This is a genomic window from Halobacillus sp. Nhm2S1 (genome assembly GCF_019599545.1).
Classification (GTDB): Bacteria; Bacillota; Bacilli; order Bacillales; family Halobacillaceae; genus Halobacillus.
This window is the reverse complement of record NZ_JAIEZV010000001.1, coordinates 469279-487683: the sequence shown is the minus strand read 5'-3', so window position 1 is coordinate 487683 and position 18405 is coordinate 469279. Positions and strand designations below refer to the sequence as shown.

Here is an 18405-nt window from a genome sequence, read left to right as displayed (position 1 = left end):
GATGTGGTAAGGTGAAATTAGAAGGTGGGGGAACTCTATGTTCATGGGTGAATTTCAACACAACATTGATACAAAAGGACGGATCATCGTACCTTCGAAATTCCGCCCGGACCTTGGTGACAGCTTTGTTCTCACCCGAGGTTTAGATCAGTGTCTGTTTGCTTATCCTATGAACGAGTGGAAGCTGCTTGAAGAGAAGCTGAAAAAACTCCCCTTAACGAAAAAAGATGCCCGCGCTTTCACCCGCTTTTTCTTCTCTGGTGCTGTTGAGTGTGAAGTAGACAAGCAAGGAAGAATCAACATTCCACAACCTCTAAGAAAATATGCATCATTAGAAAAAGAATGTGTCGTCATCGGTGTATCCAATAGGATAGAGTTTTGGAGTCATGATGAATGGGAAAGTTATTTCGAGGCATCGGAAGATTCCTTCTCAGAGATCGCAGAAAATATGTTGGATTTTGATATCTGATCGATAGAAACGAGTGAAACCATGTTTGAACATTACAGTGTATTAAAAAGTGAAACCATACAACATTTAGATTTGGACCCGGAAGGCATTTATGTCGACTGCACCTTAGGAGGTGGAGGGCACTCCGAAGCGATTGCCAAAGCCTTGAAGGGGAATGGTCGGTTGATATCTTTCGATCAGGATGAAGTTGCCTTGAAAGCTGCAATGGACCGTCTGAAGGATTATCAGGATCGTGTTACTTTCGTCCATGCTAACTTCCGTCAGTTGGAAGAGAAATTAGCAGAGCTTGAGGTAACGGAAGTCGATGGTGTTATTTATGATCTTGGCGTTTCCAGTCCCCAATTGGATGTAGAAGAGCGAGGGTTCAGCTACCATCAGGACGCTCCGCTCGATATGCGGATGAACCAGGAAGCAGAGCTCAGTGCGAAAGAAGTTGTCAATGAGTGGCCATACGAGGATCTCGTCCGTATCTTTTTCAAATACGGAGAAGAGAAGTTCTCCAAACAAATTGCAAGGAAGATCGAAGCAGCAAGAAAAGAGAAAACCATTGAAACGACAGGAGAATTGGTTGAACTCATCAAGGAAGGGATCCCTGCGCCAGCCAGAAGAAAAGGCGGACACCCTGGTAAAAGGGTTTTTCAGGCCATCCGTATTGCAGTCAATGATGAGCTTGGAGCTTTTCAGGACAGCCTTCATCAGGCAGCAAGAGTCGTTGGGATCGGTGGACGGATTGCTGTCATCACCTTCCACTCTCTAGAGGATCGTTTATGCAAGCAGGCGTTCAAGAAATGGAGTACAAATCCTCCATTGCCGAAAAACATCCCAATGATCCCGGAAGATAAACAGCCACCTTTCCAAATGGTCAGCCGAAAGCCTATTGTAGCTGATGAATCAGAGCTTGAGGAGAATCGTCGTTCACGTTCTGCGAAACTGAGGATTGTCGAGAAAGTCAAACCTTGGAATAAAGAATTCGAATTTAATGAAGGGTGGAAACAAACATGAGTGCTGAACAGATTAGAAAACAGCAGCCTTTACAACAGCCTGAAAGACAAAAACAGGCGAAAGTAAAGGTACATAAAAAGAAAAAATGGATTAGCACAGGGGAAAAGTTCCTCTATTCGTTTGCAACGACTGCAGTGCTTGCAGCGTCGGTGTTTTTAGTGCAGACATCTGCTCAAACAGATACGATCAACCGTGATATCCGCGGGCTTGAACAAGAGATTCAACAACAGGAGTCCCTTAATGAAAACCTTGCTTATCAGGTGAAAGAACTTAGTAACCCGGATCGGATTTTGAGCATTGCTAAAGAAAATGGGTTGAATATCCAAAATGCACAAGTGAAGCAAGCCGGTAAAATCAATAACGAGTAACGGCTGGTGATTTCCTAATGAAAAAAAGCAACAATAATAAAAGCTCCGCATTTTTGATGGTCGCCTTTGCGATTGTATTTTTCATCATTGCGGGGCGTTTCATTTATATTGAGACAGCAGAGACAGTGGAAGGTGTCGATTTACAGAAATGGGCGGAAGACATCCGGACAAGCTCTTATGAAATCGATGCAGACAGAGGGAAAATCTATGATAAAAACGGGATGGTACTTGCCTATGATCGTCCCACTTATAGAATCTATGCCATCGTAGACCCGGAGTATTCCGCTAACCTCGATCCACCGAGGCACGTGACGGACCCTGGGGAGACAGCAGAGAAACTTGCTCCACTGCTTGATATGGAAGCAAGGGATATCAGACAAACGATTGAAGAAGGCCAGGAAAATGAACGCTTCCAAGTCGAATTCGGTTCCAACGGACGTTCGATTTCCCAGGAGGCGAAAGATGAAATAGAAGATCTTGAGTTGTCCGGTATCGAATTCAAACAAGAGTCGAAACGCTACTATCCAAATGGGAAATTTGCTTCTCATGTCATCGGATTTGCCCGTAGCCAGGATGGGAACATCAACGGCGTGACAGGCATTGAGAAGCAGATGGAAGAACATCTGCAAGAAGAAAAGGGGAAAATCAGTTACGAACGAGACAAATACGGAACGAAACTGTTAGATCCGAACGAAGTGATGACAGAACCTGAAAACGGGAACGATGTTCATTTGACCATTGACCAGAAAATCCAAACCTTTTTAGAAGATGCCCTATCACAGGTAGATGAACAGTACAGTCCGGAAAAAATCATGGCGGCTGTGATGGACCCTGATACAGGTGAAATCTTAGCGATGAGTAACCGTCCGAGCTATAACCCGAACGATATTGGCGAGGTGGATAATTGGTATAACGACATTGTTTCCTACACCTTCGAACCCGGTTCCACTATGAAAATCTTCACATGGGCAGCTGCAATCGAAGAAGGTGTGTATAAAGGAAGCGATATGTTCAAATCAGGAACATACAAAGTACCAGGTCATACGATCGGGGATCATAACAATGGGGAAGGCTGGGGACCGATTTCTTATGACGAAGGATTTCAACGGTCTTCAAATGTGGCCTCATCTAAAATCGCCCTTGAGGTTCTTGGGCCTACGAAACTACGAAAATATTTGACTGATTTCCATTTTGATGAAAAGACAGGGATCGATCTTCCGAATGAGAAAAATGGACGCTTTGTTTTTAATAAGCCGTCTGAACAAGCGACGACGTCTTTCGGACAGGGTTCCACATTCACGGCGATTCAACTGATGACAGCGGCGACATCTGTCGCCAATGAGGGCAAAATGATGCGGCCTTATATGTTGTCTAAAATCACCTCAAGTGAAACGGGTGAAGTGTTGAAGGAAAACAAACCGGAAGAGATCGGGCAGCCTATTTCTGAGAGCACGGCCAAGCAGATGCGTGACCTTATGGGAACAGTCGTCACGTCTGAACAAGGGACTGCTCAATCGTTCAAACTGGATGACTACACCCTTGCAGGTAAAACAGGTACGGCCCAGATGATTGAAAATGGAAGGTATTTGACAGGGCGGAATAACTACATTTTCTCCTTCATGGGGATGGCTCCGAAAGAGGATCCTGAACTACTCATGTACGTTGCTGTTCAGCAGCCGGATTTAGAGGTTACGGAGCTTGGTTCTGAGCCTGTATCTTACATTACCAGAACAGTGCTCGAAAACAGTCTCCATTACATGGATATTCAACCGGATAAAGAGGTGGACGAATCCGTTTCACCGTTGACTATTCCAGATGTCGTTGGTAAAGGTACTTCAAAAGCCAAAGAAGATCTGAAACAGACGTTCTCGAATGTAGAAGTTATTGGAAACGGCGGCGAGGTGACCGCCGTCCTTCCACAACCGGGCTCAGAAGTGGTCGAAAATCAAAGGATTATGGTCATTACAGACAAACCGACCATGCCTGATTTGACCGGATATTCAGCCCGTGATGTGCACAGACTTGTGAAACATTTCAACTTGAACATCGAGACGATGGGGAATGGCTTTGTTGAAAAACAGAGCATCCCTGAAGGTTCCAGTATAAAAGAAGGCGGCTATTTAGTCGTAGAATTAGCTCCTCCGAGAGAGGAGTGACACCATTCCAGGCAGTGTTCTAATCGTTTCTAGATTGCATATAGTGATACAAGCTGACTCTATTGACTTCAAAAAGGAGTTATTAAGATGAGACGAGTATCACAAGTGGTCGTAAAGAAACGATTAGTCGCTGTCTTTCTTGTTGGAATGGTTATTTTTTTTGTCATCGCAGGGAGGCTCGGGTATGTCCAGTTCTTCTTGAGTGATTTCCTCATTTCAAAGGCGGAGGAATCATGGAGCAGGGATATAACCTTTGAACCGGAGCGGGGGAAGATTCTTGACTCCAATGGCGAAGTGCTCGTCGGTAATCAATCCGCCCCAACGGTCATGGTCGTCCCGAGACAAATCAAAGATGCGGAACAGACGGCACAAAACCTTGCCCAGATTCTGGACATGAGTGTGGAGAAAGCTTATTCTCACGTCACAAAAGTGACCTCTATCGAAAGGATCCACCCGGAAGGCCGTAAAATCAGTGAGGAACAGGCGGAGGCGATCCAGTCTTTGCAGATGCCTGGTGTCTATATCGCCGAAGATTCAAAGAGATACTATCCTCACGGCTCTTTCCTTTCACACGTCCTTGGATTCAGTGGCATCGATAATCAGGGGCTGCTCGGCTTAGAGGCCTATTATGACGAAGAATTGAGAGGAGAAAAAGGGGCTTTGTCTTTTTTCTCTGATGCAAAAGGGAAAAGGATGCCGGATATGGCGGATATCTATAAGCCGCCCGAGGATGGAAAAGATCTGCAGCTGACGATTGATTACAAAGTCCAATCCATTATGGAACGAGAGCTTGATATCGCTCAGGCCAAATATAACCCTGATGGAGCGGTGGCTTTAGCGGTTGATCCAGATACAGGGAAAGTGGTAGGAATGGCGACTCGCCCCAATTTTGACCCAGCTAATTACCAGGAAGTGAAACCGGAAGTCTACAACCGAAATTTACCTGTCTGGAGTACGTACGAGCCTGGATCCACATTTAAGATCATCACCCTCGCGGCAGCTCTGGAAGAAGATCTCGTTGACCTTGAAGATGAACATTTCCATGACTCCGGTTCGATCAAAGTAGACGGAGCGACTCTTCGCTGTTGGAAACGAGGCGGACACGGGGACCAGACGTTCCTTGAAGTCGTCCAAAATTCGTGTAACCCTGGGTTTGTGACTCTTGGACAACGACTTGGCACAGAAAAGCTTTTTGAATACATCGATCGGTTTGGTTTTGGTGAGAAGACCGGTATTGACCTTGAGGGAGAAGGGAAAGGGATTCTGTTCAAGCCGGAGAACGTCGGTCCTGTAGAGCAGGCGACGACGGCCTTTGGTCAGGGGGTATCGGTCACGCCGATCCAGCAGGTCATGGCTGTAGCCGCAGCGGTGAACGGGGGCTATTATTATGAACCGTATATCCAAGAAGCATGGGTTGATCCAACCACTGGCGAAACGTTAGAAAAAAATGAACCGAAACTAAAAGAGCGAATCATTTCTGAAGAAACGTCGGCAGAAATCCGCCGTGCTCTCGAAAGTGTTGTCGCCAAAGGGACAGGCCGGGGAGCGTACGTGGAAGGATATCGTGTCGGCGGGAAAACCGGTACCGCTCAAAAAGTCGGCCCGGATGGAAGGTACATGGAAAATAACCATATCGTATCCTTCATCGGATTTGCTCCAGCGGACGATCCTGAACTTGTCGTGTATCTGGCCATCGACAATCCAAAGAATACGGTGCAGTTCGGTGGTGTCGTAGCTGCTCCAATCGTAGGAAACATTATGAGTGACAGTTTACGCGCTTTAGGAGTGGAGCCTAGGAAAGACGGGTTGGAAAAAGAATACTCTTGGCCGGATGAGCCCTTAGTAGAAATACCGGACGTTACAGGGATGGAGAAAAAAGAATTAAGTCAAATGCTTCTGAACTTAAAAGTGGAAGTCAGTGGCAGCGGGTCTAAAGTGATTACACAGGCGCCTGAAGCCGGTGTGAAAGTGCCTAGTGGTTCGACCATTCGTGTGTATCTGGGGAATTAAACCGACGTTTGGTATAATAAAACTTGTGAGCAGGTAAGGGTGACACATATGAAAATGAAGAAACTCTTGCGGTACATTCCTTTTTATAAAGTAACGAAACCAGTGGCAGACCTTCATATTAAAGGGCTGTCCATGGATTCAAGAACGACGGAGCCTGGAGATGTGTTTGTCTGCCTGCGCGGTGTGGACGTTGATGGGCACCGGTTTGCAAAAGGCGCAGTGGAAAGAGGGGCCGTGGCTGTCATCGCTGAAGAGGAGGTGGCTCTCTCTGTTCCTGTCGTTCTTGTGAATGATACATCAAGAGCGCTTGCCATGGCGTCTGCTGCTTTTTATGGATGCCCTTCAGAGTCTCTCCATGTCATAGGAGTAACCGGCACAAATGGCAAAACGACCATCACCTATCTGCTGGAAGAAATCTTTCAGCAGCATAAAAAGAAAACCGGGATCATCGGAACCATCCAGGTGAATATTGCTGGAGAAACGTTCCCTGTAAAAAACACGACACCAGACGCTCTTACCTTGCAGCGCTATTTCCATAAGATGCATGCGGCGGGCGTCGATCATGCGATCATGGAAGTATCTTCCCATGCGCTTGATCAAGGAAGAGTATTCGGCTGTGATTTTGATATCGCCGTGTTTACGAATTTGACCCAGGATCATTTAGATTATCATGAAAATTTTGATGATTATCTTCGTGCAAAGTCCCTATTGTTCGCACAATTAGGGAATGGGTATAATAAGGAACGTGAGAAATTCGCAGTCATCAACAACGACTCCCCGCAGGCAAAAAAATTTATCCGCTCTACTTCCCAAGGATTGCTGACTTATGGCATTTTTGAAAAGGCAGATATAAAAGCGGAGGAATACACGATGACAGAAACGGGTACTGCCTTCATTATGACCACTCCCATCGGTTCGGTCTCCATTAAGAGTCCATTGATGGGGCTGTTCAGCATTTATAATATGCTTGCGGCAGCGGGTGCGGCTATTTTGTCCGGGGTCCCTTTAGAGACCATCCAACGATCCTTCCAGCAGACTAAAGGTGTGAGGGGGAGGTTCGAACCCGTAAGAGAAGGTCAAGGTTTCGGTGTCGTGGTGGACTATGCCCATACTCCGGATTCACTAAAGAACGTATTGCAGACGCTCCGGGATTTATGTAAAGGCACCATCACCGTGGTTGTCGGATGCGGAGGTGATCGTGATCGCAGCAAACGTCCTGAGATGGCGAAAGTGAGTGTCGACTATGCGGACCGGGTGATTTTCACCAATGACAACCCTCGGACAGAGGACCCTAAACAGATTTTCAGAGATATGACCACCCATGTAAAAGGGCGTTATAAACTAATAGAGGATCGTAAAGAAGCCATCACCTATGCGATTGAACATGCAAAAACAGGTGATATCGTTCTAATTGCAGGAAAAGGCCACGAAACTTACCAGGAAGTCAAGGGCATCCGTCATCATTTCGATGATTGTGAGGTGGCCCGTACGATATTAAGAGAGATGAAGGAGCATCCATCATGATTGTAGAAGTAAATGAACTCACACAACTTTTTTCGAAAAATAAAGGAGCCGCATCGGATCGGATACAGCTCAGGTCTGTGATGACTGACAGTCGTAAAACGGCGAGGCAAAGTTTGTTCGTTCCGATTGTCGGAGAGAATTTCGATGCACACGATTTTCTTGGAGATGCCATTAAACAGGGAGCGGTAGCAACATTATGGCAGGAAGACCAACCTTTGCCGAAGTTGACACCTACAGACTTCCCTGTCTTTTTTGTGGAAGACACGACGAAAGCACTTCAACAACTGGCTTCCTATTACTTGAAAAAGGTGGATCCAGTCGTCATCGGTGTCACGGGATCGAATGGGAAAACGACAACGAAAGACCTGACAGCATCCGTCCTGCAAGTCAAGTACAAAACCCATAAGACCGCTGGTAATTTCAATAATCATATCGGTCTCCCTCTCACTGTCCTTGCCATGGATCCAGAAACAGAAGCTGTCGTTCTGGAAATGGGCATGGATCGTGCAGGGGAAATTTCTGTTTTATCAAAGCTTGCTGAACCAAATTACGCCATCATTACGAATATTGGAGAGTCCCATATTGAGAATCTCGGTTCCAGAGAAGGAATCGCAGGGGCGAAGCTTGAGATTACAGAAGGCCTCTCTGAAAAAGGGGCCTTAATTCTCGATGGAGATGAGCCTCTATTGCAAGAACAAATGTCTAAGAGCTGGACGGTTACTTGTGGTTTTGGTGATCAGCTTGACTATCAGGCCGAGGTTCTTCGATTGACAGATGAGAGCAGTACATTTAAAGTCGGTGGGCAGTCTTATGATTTGCCTATGGCCGGGAAACATAATGTGAAAAATGCTACATACGTCATCGCTCTTGCCGAACGCTTAGGGTTATCTCCAGAAGAGATCCAGCAAGGGTTTCAGCAACTGCAAATGTCTGCCATGCGTTTTGAAAAACATGAGGGGCCAAAAGGTTCCTTAATCATTAATGATGCCTACAATGCTTCCCCGACTTCCATGAAAGCAATCATCGAAGTTGTCAGTCAATTGACATCTAAAAGCAGGAAAGTGTTAATATTAGGTGATATGTTTGAGTTAGGAGAGCAGTCAGAATCGCTTCATAGGAGCGTAGCCGATGCTATTGATGAGAAGATTCATGCGGTTTATACGATTGGCCAAGATTCCAAAGCCATCACGGAGGCCGTAGAAAAGCAGTATCCTTCCATTGAAACGCATCATTTTACAGACAAACAAACGTTAAGTCATCACGTCCGTCAAGAGTTAACAGCGGACACCGTCGTACTTATCAAAGCTTCCAGAGGAATGAAACTAGAAGAACTACTTGAAAATCTCGTGGATTGATCGATAGGCGATGATGATGGAAAAGGAGGAGAACTACACATGAACGACTACATACTACTAATCACTATGGCTATTTCATTTGCAATCACTGTTGTGATCTCGCCGATGATCATCCCTTTTTTGAGAAGGTTGAAGTTCGGTCAGGCTATAAGGGATGAGGGACCTGAATCCCATCAGAAAAAATCCGGAACACCGACGATGGGCGGGGTGATGATCATTGTAGCTGTGGTCATTACCACGATCCTAGCATCCATTTGGTTCACCCCGGACACGGGGAACACGCAGTTGTTCTTAGTATTATTTGTTTTAATCGGGTATGGACTGCTCGGGTTCCTGGATGATTACATTAAAGTGGCGATGAAAAGAAACTTGGGTCTTACATCAAAGCAGAAAATGCTCGGGCAGATTGTCATTGCCCTCGTTGTCTATTTCATTCTTAGAAATTCGGATTTCCCAACGTATATTAGTATTCCTGGTACAACCTTTGAAGTAGACCTCGGTTGGGGTTATGCTCTATTGATCCTGTTTATGCTCGTAGGTGCTTCGAATGCTGTCAATCTGACCGATGGTCTCGATGGTCTTCTTGCAGGGACGGCAGCGATCGCGTTTGGCGCGTTCGGTATTCTGGCGTGGACAGGCCAAATGAACGTTGAAATCACCATTTTCTCTCTTGCTATTGTTGGAGCGCTGCTCGGTTTCCTTGTGTTCAACGCGCATCCGGCGAAAGTTTTCATGGGAGATACTGGATCGCTTGCTTTAGGTGGAGCGATTGCCATTATTGCGATCTTAACGAAACTTGAACTTATACTTGTCATTATAGGCGGTGTCTTCGTCCTTGAAACTCTGTCTGTTATTATCCAAGTGATTTCTTTTAAGACGACAGGAAAGCGTGTCTTCAAAATGAGTCCACTTCATCACCATTATGAATTGAAGGGCTGGTCCGAATGGCGTGTTGTAACGACATTCTGGGCTGTGGGACTTGTCTTTGCAGTGATCGGTATTTATATTGAGGTGATGTTTGGATGAAAACATTAAAAAACTTTCCATATAAGCAGGTTCTCGTACTAGGGCTTGCTAAAAGTGGTACAGCAGCTGCTGAATTGTTCCTGGACAGCGGTGTTCAAGTGAGAATCAATGATTTAAAGGCGGATCAACACGCACCAGACGTGCGTAAACTGATAGAAAAAGGGGCAGAGGTCATTACAGGGGGACACCCGTTATCCGTATTGGATGATGTGGATTACCTCGTCAAAAACCCAGGCATTCCTTATGAAAACCCAGTTATTGCAAAAGCTGAGGAACGGAATATTCCGGTCGTAACCGAAGTGGAATTGGCAAGTTTCCTTCATGAAGGTCCATTCGTAGCCGTAACAGGCTCGAACGGGAAGACGACCACGACGACGTTGATCCATGAAATGATTCAAGCAGATCAACAAAAGGTTTCCCTTGCAGGCAATATTGGGCATGTTTCTTGTGAGGTGGCAAGAAGCACGGAGCAAGATGAAACGATGGTGACCGAACTTTCATCGTTCCAACTGCTTGGGACAGAAAAGTTCCATCCAGAGATTGCGGTGTGGCTCAACCTTTACGAAGCCCACCTTGATTATCACCATACGTTAGAAAACTATCATCAGGCGAAGGCGAAAATCACAGCTAACCAAACGGCTGATGACACGTTGGTATACAATGCGGATGATGAGAGCATCGCCCGATTTTTGCCTGATGTCAAAGCGAAGCTCGTTCCTTTTTCTATTAAGAAAGAAGGACAAGGTGCCTGGGCTGATGATACGTTCATATACTTTGAAGACGAACCGATTATGAAAAAACAAGACATTGTTTTGGTAGGAGAACAAAACCTGCAGAACATCCTGGCTGCAGTTGCTGCGGTTAAAGTGAACGGCATACGTAATGAAGCGATTGTCAAAGTACTGACCACTTTTGCTGGAGTCGAACACCGCCTGCAGTTCGTGATGAAAAAGAACGGACGCTCATTTTACAATGATTCTAAAGCGACGAACATTTTAGCCACCTCTTATGCGTTGAAATCATTCGAAAATCCAGTCATTCTCCTTGCAGGCGGCCTTGATCGTGGGACAAGCTTCGAATCACTGGTTCCCCACATGAAAGGTGTCAAAGCCATGGTTGTCTTCGGGGAAACCGCTGATCAATTGAGTGAAACGGCACGAGATGCCGGCATTGAGGAAGTCACCAAAGTAGAAACGATGCAGGAAGCGGTTGGTCAGGCCTACCAGTACTCAGAAGAAGACGATGTCATCCTGCTCTCACCAGCTTGTGCGAGCTGGGATCAGTATCGTACATTTGAAGAAAGAGGCAACATGTTTATCCAAGCTGTGCATAAGCTCTAATAAGGGCTTTATGCGACAAGCTTAAGCCCTGTTTTCCACTTAGATGGGAGGTAGGGCTTTTTTTATGGAAGAAAAAAAGCCGGATTTATGGTTGGTTGCCGCCATACTCGGAATTTTGATCATCGGGGTCGTGATGGTTTATAGTTCATCAAGCATCTGGTCTGAATATAAGTTTGACGATCCGTGGTTTTACGCGAAAAGACAGATTCTCTTCGCTGTGGCTGGTCTGATTGCCATGGTGGTGTTATCAAGAATTCCGTACTACGTATGGCATGGACATTCAAAGATGATTATGATCATTTGCCTAGTATTCCTTGTACTCGTACTCATTCCGGGAGTAGGTATGGTCCGTGGAGGAGCACGAAGCTGGATCGGGGTGGGGATGTTCAGCATCCAGCCATCAGAATTCATGAAGCTCGGCTTGATCCTATTCCTTGCGCGCTTTTTATCGGAACGCCAGAAACTCATGAACTCTTTTCAACAAGGGTTTCTGCCTGCACTAGCATTAATTCTGTTCCCGTTCGCACTCATCATGCTTCAGCCCGACCTGGGAACAGGGGTCGTCATGGTAGGGACATGCCTTGTCATGTTGTTTACAGCAGGGGCGCGCATCAGCCACTTTATGTGGATTGCCGGCGCGGGAGCAGCGGGTATGGTCGGATTGATTGCTTCAGCTCCTTACCGTATAAAAAGAATCACCGCTTTCCTACATCCGTGGGAAGACCCTTTAGGAGCAGGATTCCAGATTATCCAGTCTTTATATGCCATCGGGCCCGGCGGCTTAATGGGATTAGGGTTAGGCAACAGTATGCAGAAGTTTTTCTATTTGCCGGAACCTCAGACGGACTTCATTTTTGCGGTACTTGCTGAAGAACTAGGATTCCTTGGAGGATTACTCGTCCTTGGTCTTTTCTTTATTCTTCTATGGCGAGGGATCCGTGCAAGTCTCCTTGCTCCGGATCTTTTCGGCTCATTACTTGCCCTTGGCATCGTCGGAATGATCAGTATCCAAGTCATGATCAATATTAGTGTAGTCACTGGGCTGATTCCTGTCACAGGAATCACGCTTCCCCTTATCAGCTATGGAGGCTCCTCTTTAACCCTGACCCTTGCCTCCCTGGGATTACTTCTGAGTGTCAGTCGTTTCTCTATAAAATAAAAAGGCCATGGAATCCATGGCCTTTTTATTTTGCTTGTTTTCTTTGGGTGAAAAGAGGGAGTATTAGTGGGGGAACAAAGAAGGATTTGTTATAGGAAGTTTACTTCATCGGGAGAATGGGTATACGAATTTAGCGAAATCACTTGAGACCCATCGAAATGCGGGTTTTCCTGTAATAAAATTGATAGCAAACTAGTAAAACTCTATCAATATTTCACTCTATTTTTGTGATATAATGGGAAACGTATAGATGTAGAGTAAGCTCGGCATCTTTTAGAGGAACATCATTCTTTCAAACAGCTAGGACAAACAGCGTAAAGGGTGTCTAGCAATAAGGAGAAATGCCCGTTATGGAAGAGAGAAAAGTGGTTTCCATAGAAGATCGCATACCTAAATTGAAACAGACGAGGCGGAAAAAAGCCAATCGTCGCTTGATTCTGTATTTGACTATTCTATTTTTGCTGATTGCGACGGTCATTTACCTTCAGTCGCCACTCAGTAATGTTCGTCATATAGTTGTGGAAGGTGAGTACCACGTTTCTGAAGAAGAAATTATCGAGCTTGCCGGAGTCACAACATCCACGAATTATTGGAGAGTCGATGAAGAAGAGATGAAACAGCAGATCGAGTCGCATCAAGAAATCACCTTTGCTTCCATCGACCGTTCCTTCCCGAACAATGTTCAAATTGAAGTGAAGGAAGCAGAACGAATCGGTTACGTTAAGCAGGATGGTGCCTTTCATGCCATTCTTGAAAATGGAACACGCTTGGATGGACAAACAGCTCTTCCTGGAGGAGATGCTCCGATCCTAGCCGGGTTTAATAAGGAAACGTATCTGAAAGAAATCTCTCAAGAGCTGAAAGAACTGCCTTCAAGTGTAAGCAGTCTCATTTCAGAAATTCATTGGGACCCTCGTGACGGGAATCCATATCAAATCCTTCTTTATATGAATGATGGGTATCAAGTACAGGCCTCGATCCGCAGCTTTGCCGAAAAAATGCCGGCTTATCCTTCCATCGTTGCACAGCTTGATGAAGGAGCTGAAGGGATTATACATATTGATGTAGGGGCCTACTTTGAGGAATATCCTCAGTCTGAGGGAGAAGAGCCGCAAGGTGATTCAGGTGCTGGTGAAGAAGAGGAGAACACGGATGAAGAGGCGTAAAGGGAAACCAATCATCTTATCTCTCGTCCTTCTCATCTCCGGTTTTCTTGTCAGTTACAGCTATCAATTGACTAAGAGTTCACCACAGATGGTACAACTGAATGATTCGCAATGGGAAAAAGAGTACTTTTACCAACAACAGCTGCTGGACATGGAAAAAAGGAACAAGCAGCTGCGTGAGGAGTTAAAAGAAAAGCGGCATACGATTCAAGACTTTGAGAATGAGATGGCCGATCGTGAACAGGTGGTCGCCGACTTCGTCGAACGAAAAAAGAAGCTTCAGATGCTGAATGGTGAGGTTCCGATTCAGGGTCAAGGAGTGGAAGTCGTTCTGAGTGATGCGGAATATATCCCGGATGAAGATCAGGTGAACCAATATATCGTTCATGAAAGTCATATTCACAGCGTGATCAATGAACTTTTAAGTGCTGGAGCAAAAGCCATTGCCATCAATGGACAACGGTTTATGAGAGATAGTTATATTGCATGTACAGGACCGGTCATTACGGTGGACGGTGTTCAACACCCGGCTCCATTCGTCATTTCTGCAATCGGGGACCCGGAGGTGCTTCATTCGAGCCTTGAACTGACCAGAGGTGTCGTCGATCAGCTTCTCAACGAAAATGTTGATGTGCAATTATCGAAAGAAAACCAAGTGGAAATGAAGGCAAGGCTATCCGCCGAAGGGTGAGCGACATGAAGCGAAAAACACAGTGGCTGCTGTCCGCCGTTTTTCTATTGATTGGATTCATGGTGGCTGTGCAGTTCCAAACCACCTCCCATGAGACAGAGATGCGAGATACAAGAGATGTATGGGAAGTGCGAGAAGATCTGAAGATCCAGCAGGAACATCAACAGGACCTCTTAGAGAAAATTGCCGGGGCGGATCAGACCATTGAAAATTATGAAAAGCAATCGTCAAGCGAACAAGTGGAGACATTGAAAGGGTCCATTGAGACTTTGGAAAAAAAGATAGGCCTGCAGAAGAAGAAGGGGGCAGGGGTGGAATTGACCATTCGTCCCATTTTTGATGAAGGTGTTGCAGGACAGGCATACCCAAGCGTCTCCCCTCTCCTTCTAAGCCGACTTTTTAATGAACTGAACACATACGGTGCGGAAGACATTAGTATTGGGAATGAACGATTAACAAACCTTTCACCGGTGAGAGATGTAAATGGGGCGACCTATGTAAATAATCGACCCATCGGTTCACTGCCGCTGACCATCAAGGTATTGGCTGAAGATCCTGAAAAACTGCAGGATCATATGAAAGCGAGCCCCACTCAAGATATATTCAATATCGACAATATGGAGATTGTCTTCGAAGTGAAAGAGCAGTTGGTGCTTCCCAAGTATGATAATCCGCTCCATTTAGAAATTTTAGAAGAAGCTGGTGGTTAATTTGTGGTTACCCCTTTTATTTCTGATCATCGGTGTGACCCTCGGCATTCTTACGGATATTCGTATCCCGGATGCCTATTCCGATTATTTATCCATTGCTGTACTGGCCGCTTTTGACACGCTACTTGGCGGCATCAGGGCACAGCTGGAAAAAACGTTTGATGATACAGTGTTTCTGACAGGTTTCTTTTTCAACATTACACTTGCTGCCATGCTTGCCTTCCTCGGCGTCCAATTAGGCGTGGATCTCTATCTTGCAGCCGTCTTTGCCTTTGGTGTCCGGTTGTTCAGAAACCTTGCGATCGTCAGAAGAATTGTCATTGACCAAAAATTGCTAACGAAATTCAGAAAAAAATAAACGTATTTAAGAGGAAATTCACGAAACACTGTGGAAAACAACATAGGAACGAGTTTTTTCTCTTACATTCCAAGGTTATACCCCTTGGAATATATCATTTCATTTACGTTTGTATTTCAAAGATTGTTTTTTAAGCGTGAATTCGATATGCTTTGAACTACTTATATGGCTTGCTACAGGAGGTGCGTCACTGGTGAATCAAAATGAAATTTTAGTAAGTTTAGATATAGGCACAAGTCGAATCAAAGTGATTATAGGAGAAATTATGAATGATAACCTCAATATTATTGGGGTAGGAACAGCTAAATCGAACGGAATGAAGAAAGGCGCGATCGTAGATATCGATCAAACGGTTCATTCAATCCGCTCAGCGGTTGAACAGGCCGAACGTATGGTGGATATGAAAATTGATCGTGTCGTTGTGGGTGTGAATGGAAATCATATTCAATTACAGCCATGCCACGGTGTTGTCGCTGTTTCCAGTGAAAGTAGAGAAATTGGAAACGAAGATATCACTCGGGTCATCGATGCTGCTCAAGTGGTATCCGTACCGCCGGAAAGAGAGATTATCGATGTCATTCCTCGTCAATTCATCGTAGATGGTCAGGATGAAATTACAGATCCGCGAGGTATGATCGGGGTACGGCTTGAAATGGAAGGTATGATTATTACCTGTGCCAAAACCGTTTTACATAATACATTAAAATGTGTAGAACGAGCAGGTTTGGAAGTATTGGATGTTTGTCTGCAGCCGTTAGCTTCTGGAACTGTCTCGTTATCCGGGGATGAAAAGAATCTGGGCGTAGCCCTTATCGATGTCGGTGGTGGTTCTACCACGATCTCAGTATTTGAAGAAGGACATCTAAAAGGAACGAGCATGATTCCATTCGGTGGTGACAATTTAACGAAAGATTTGTCGATCGGCCTGAGGACTTCTACAGAAGAAGCTGAGCAGGTGAAGTTGGAACATGGTCATGCATTTTTTGACGATGCGAATGAAGAGGAAAATTTTTCTGTCACGATTATTGGAAGTAATCGTCAACAGGCATTCAATCAATTGCAAATCTCTGATATGATTGAAGCTAGACTAGAAGAAATATTTGTCTTTGCTGCCCAGGAGATCCAGCGTATGGGTGTACGCGAACTTCCGGGAGGCTTTGTACTGACCGGAGGTACGATGAACATGCCTGGTGTACTTGAGTTAGCGCAGGATGTTTTCCACGCAAACGTAAGACTGGCGATTCCGGATTACATCGGAGTAAGAGAACCGCAGTTTACGAGTGGGGTAGGAATCTTGCAATTCGCCTATCGTAATGCGAAAATACAAGGCAAAGAGATCTTTCCATCTGTAACTGAAGAATTTCAAGAAAAACCTCAACCAAAAAAACAAAAGCGTACGACAAAGCAGCAACAACCGAAAGAAGAAAGTGAAAAACCAGAGAAGAAAAAAGAATCAGGCTTCAGTAATCTCTTGAAGTATTTCTTTGATTAATGAACAAGTTTGAGTCGGTCAAGGGACGGACGAACCAATAAATCTTGTAATCTCGTGTATTAGGAGGAACGTAAGATGTTAGATTTTGATACAAGCATGGACCAACTAGCAACGATTAAAGTAATCGGAGTAGGTGGCGGTGGAAGTAACGCCGTCAACCGAATGATTGAACATGGTGTCCAAGGCGTCGAATTCATCGCCGTCAATACGGATGCTCAAGCGCTGAACCTTTCTAAAGCAGAAGTTAAAATGCAAATCGGTGGAAAACTGACTCGCGGACTCGGTGCAGGTGCGAATCCGGAAGTCGGTCGTAAAGCCGCGGAAGAAAGTAAAGAGCAAATCGAAGAAGCCCTTCAAGGTGCAGACATGGTCTTCGTAACGGCAGGAATGGGAGGCGGAACAGGTACAGGTGCCGCTCCCGTTATCGCTCAAGTAGCCAAAGAGCTTGGCGCCCTAACCGTAGGGGTTGTTACTCGCCCATTCACGTTTGAAGGACGTAAGCGTTCCACACAAGCGAGCGGTGGTACGGAAAGCCTTAAAGGCGCAGTTGATACACTGATTGTCATCCCGAACGATCGTTTGCTTGAAATTGTAGATAAGAATACGCCAATGCTTGAAGCGTTCCGTGAAGCGGATAACGTCCTTCGTCAAGGTGTACAAGGTATTTCCGATTTGATTGCCGTACCAGGATTGATCAACGTCGACTTTGCCGACGTGAAAACAATCATGGTGGACAAAGGATCCGCCCTTATGGGAATCGGTATCGCGACAGGAGAAAACCGTGCGGCTGAAGCAGCTAAAAAGGCGATCTCTTCTCCATTACTCGAAACTTCTATTGACGGGGCACACGGCGTCCTGATGAACATCAGCGGTGGTGCCAACCTGAGTCTTTATGAAGTACAGGAAGCGGCGGATATCGTAACTTCTGCAGCAGATCAGGAAGTAAACGTTATCTTCGGTTCTGTGATTAACGAGAATCTGAAAGACGAAATCGTTGTTACTGTTATTGCTACAGGTTTCGATGAAGCGCAAATTGCTCAAGGTCAGCAGAAAAAGCGTCCAACCGTAAACCCTGTGAACCAGCAAAAGCAAGTAGAACAACAACAGCCAGAGCGTAACGTACGAGAAGAGCAACCTCCTCGTCGTCAAGCTCCGCAACAGCCACAGAACAAGCCGAATCAAGAAGAAGACACACTTGATATCCCGACGTTCCTGCGTAACCGCAACCGTCGCCGATAATAACCATCCAAACCCGTCACACATTCCAGTGTGGCGGTTTTTTTATTTCCTTTTTGTTCTTTCCATCCTAATATTTATTAACGATAATGGCAGGATTGAGGAAGACTCAGTTTCGCGATGTTTCCGGGGTTCGTTGCTGAGTTGAGCGTCAGGGGTGGCTGGGAAGCAACTCGCTTTCCGGTGGGGGAGTCTCGCAGCTTCCCATCCCCCCATATCATGTAAGGGAGAAACGAACCTCTATACCAAATGGGATGGTCTTCCACTAACCAACAGTTAGGGGTACAAAACGCTCTGGAGCAAGCTTTTACGTGCTGTGGAGGTTGTTCTATAATCCACCTCC

The 18405-nt window shown here is 45.6% G+C and carries 16 protein-coding genes; all 16 read left to right on the top strand.

Going from position 1 to position 18405, the window contains the following annotated elements; translation table 11 throughout:
- Positions 1 to 37: 37 nt before the first annotated feature.
- The 16 genes from mraZ (at position 38) to ftsZ (ending at position 18065) form a co-directional block, all read left to right on the top strand.
- Positions 38 to 469: a division/cell wall cluster transcriptional repressor MraZ gene (mraZ, locus tag K2225_RS02460; protein WP_160912596.1), complete on the top strand. Its 432-nt coding sequence runs from the start codon at positions 38 to 40 to the stop codon at positions 467 to 469.
- Positions 470 to 490: 21 nt separating this feature from the next.
- Complete coding sequence (gene rsmH, locus K2225_RS02455; protein ID WP_220583322.1) at positions 491 to 1471, top strand: 16S rRNA (cytosine(1402)-N(4))-methyltransferase RsmH; 981 nt, start codon at positions 491 to 493, stop codon at positions 1469 to 1471.
- Entirely contained in the window at positions 1468 to 1839 is a 372-nt protein-coding gene (gene ftsL, locus K2225_RS02450; protein WP_146818696.1) for a cell division protein FtsL, read from the top strand. Before rsmH ends, ftsL begins: the two co-directional genes overlap by 4 nt.
- Positions 1840 to 1856: 17 nt before the next feature.
- Positions 1857 to 3995: a penicillin-binding protein gene (locus K2225_RS02445; RefSeq protein ID WP_220583321.1), complete on the top strand. Its 2139-nt coding sequence runs from the start codon at positions 1857 to 1859 to the stop codon at positions 3993 to 3995.
- Positions 3996 to 4082: 87 nt separating this feature from the next.
- Positions 4083 to 6005: a stage V sporulation protein D gene (locus K2225_RS02440; RefSeq protein ID WP_220583320.1), complete on the top strand. Its 1923-nt coding sequence runs from the start codon at positions 4083 to 4085 to the stop codon at positions 6003 to 6005.
- 48 nt (positions 6006 to 6053) lie between these two features.
- Positions 6054 to 7529, top strand: coding sequence for a UDP-N-acetylmuramoyl-L-alanyl-D-glutamate--2,6-diaminopimelate ligase (locus tag K2225_RS02435; protein WP_220583319.1), 1476 nt, complete (start codon positions 6054 to 6056; stop codon positions 7527 to 7529).
- On the top strand, positions 7526 to 8884 hold the full coding sequence (locus K2225_RS02430) for a UDP-N-acetylmuramoyl-tripeptide--D-alanyl-D-alanine ligase (protein WP_220583318.1): 1359 nt from the start codon (positions 7526 to 7528) through the stop codon (positions 8882 to 8884). The genes K2225_RS02435 and K2225_RS02430 overlap by 4 nt, the downstream gene beginning before the upstream one ends.
- A gap of 39 nt (positions 8885 to 8923) precedes the next feature.
- Positions 8924 to 9910 (top strand): phospho-N-acetylmuramoyl-pentapeptide-transferase, encoded by a 987-nt coding sequence (mraY, locus tag K2225_RS02425; protein WP_220583317.1) that lies wholly within the window; start codon positions 8924 to 8926, stop codon positions 9908 to 9910.
- Entirely contained in the window at positions 9907 to 11250 is a 1344-nt protein-coding gene (gene murD / locus K2225_RS02420) for a UDP-N-acetylmuramoyl-L-alanine--D-glutamate ligase (protein WP_220583316.1), read from the top strand. Before mraY ends, murD begins: the two co-directional genes overlap by 4 nt.
- A 64-nt stretch (positions 11251 to 11314) precedes the next feature.
- The gene (gene spoVE / locus K2225_RS02415; protein ID WP_220583315.1) at positions 11315 to 12409 is read left to right on the top strand and encodes a stage V sporulation protein E; all 1095 of its coding nucleotides are present in this window, start codon (positions 11315 to 11317) and stop codon (positions 12407 to 12409) included.
- A gap of 350 nt (positions 12410 to 12759) precedes the next feature.
- Positions 12760 to 13575: a cell division protein FtsQ/DivIB gene (locus K2225_RS02410; RefSeq protein ID WP_220583314.1), complete on the top strand. Its 816-nt coding sequence runs from the start codon at positions 12760 to 12762 to the stop codon at positions 13573 to 13575.
- Positions 13562 to 14266: a DUF881 domain-containing protein gene (locus K2225_RS02405; RefSeq protein ID WP_220583313.1), complete on the top strand. Its 705-nt coding sequence runs from the start codon at positions 13562 to 13564 to the stop codon at positions 14264 to 14266. The genes K2225_RS02410 and K2225_RS02405 overlap by 14 nt, the downstream gene beginning before the upstream one ends.
- 5 nt (positions 14267 to 14271) lie before the next feature.
- A complete protein-coding gene (locus K2225_RS02400; protein ID WP_220583312.1) occupies positions 14272 to 14976 on the top strand; it encodes a DUF881 domain-containing protein in 705 nt (234 codons plus the stop codon).
- 1 nt (position 14977) lies between these two features.
- A complete protein-coding gene (locus tag K2225_RS02395) occupies positions 14978 to 15334 on the top strand; it encodes a small basic family protein (RefSeq protein WP_146818709.1) in 357 nt (118 codons plus the stop codon).
- Positions 15335 to 15527: 193 nt separating this feature from the next.
- A complete protein-coding gene (gene ftsA / locus K2225_RS02390; protein ID WP_146818707.1) occupies positions 15528 to 16826 on the top strand; it encodes a cell division protein FtsA in 1299 nt (432 codons plus the stop codon).
- Positions 16827 to 16901: 75 nt separating this feature from the next.
- Positions 16902 to 18065, top strand: coding sequence for a cell division protein FtsZ (gene ftsZ, locus K2225_RS02385; RefSeq protein ID WP_146818708.1), 1164 nt, complete (start codon positions 16902 to 16904; stop codon positions 18063 to 18065).
- The last annotated feature ends 340 nt before the right edge of the window (positions 18066 to 18405 follow it).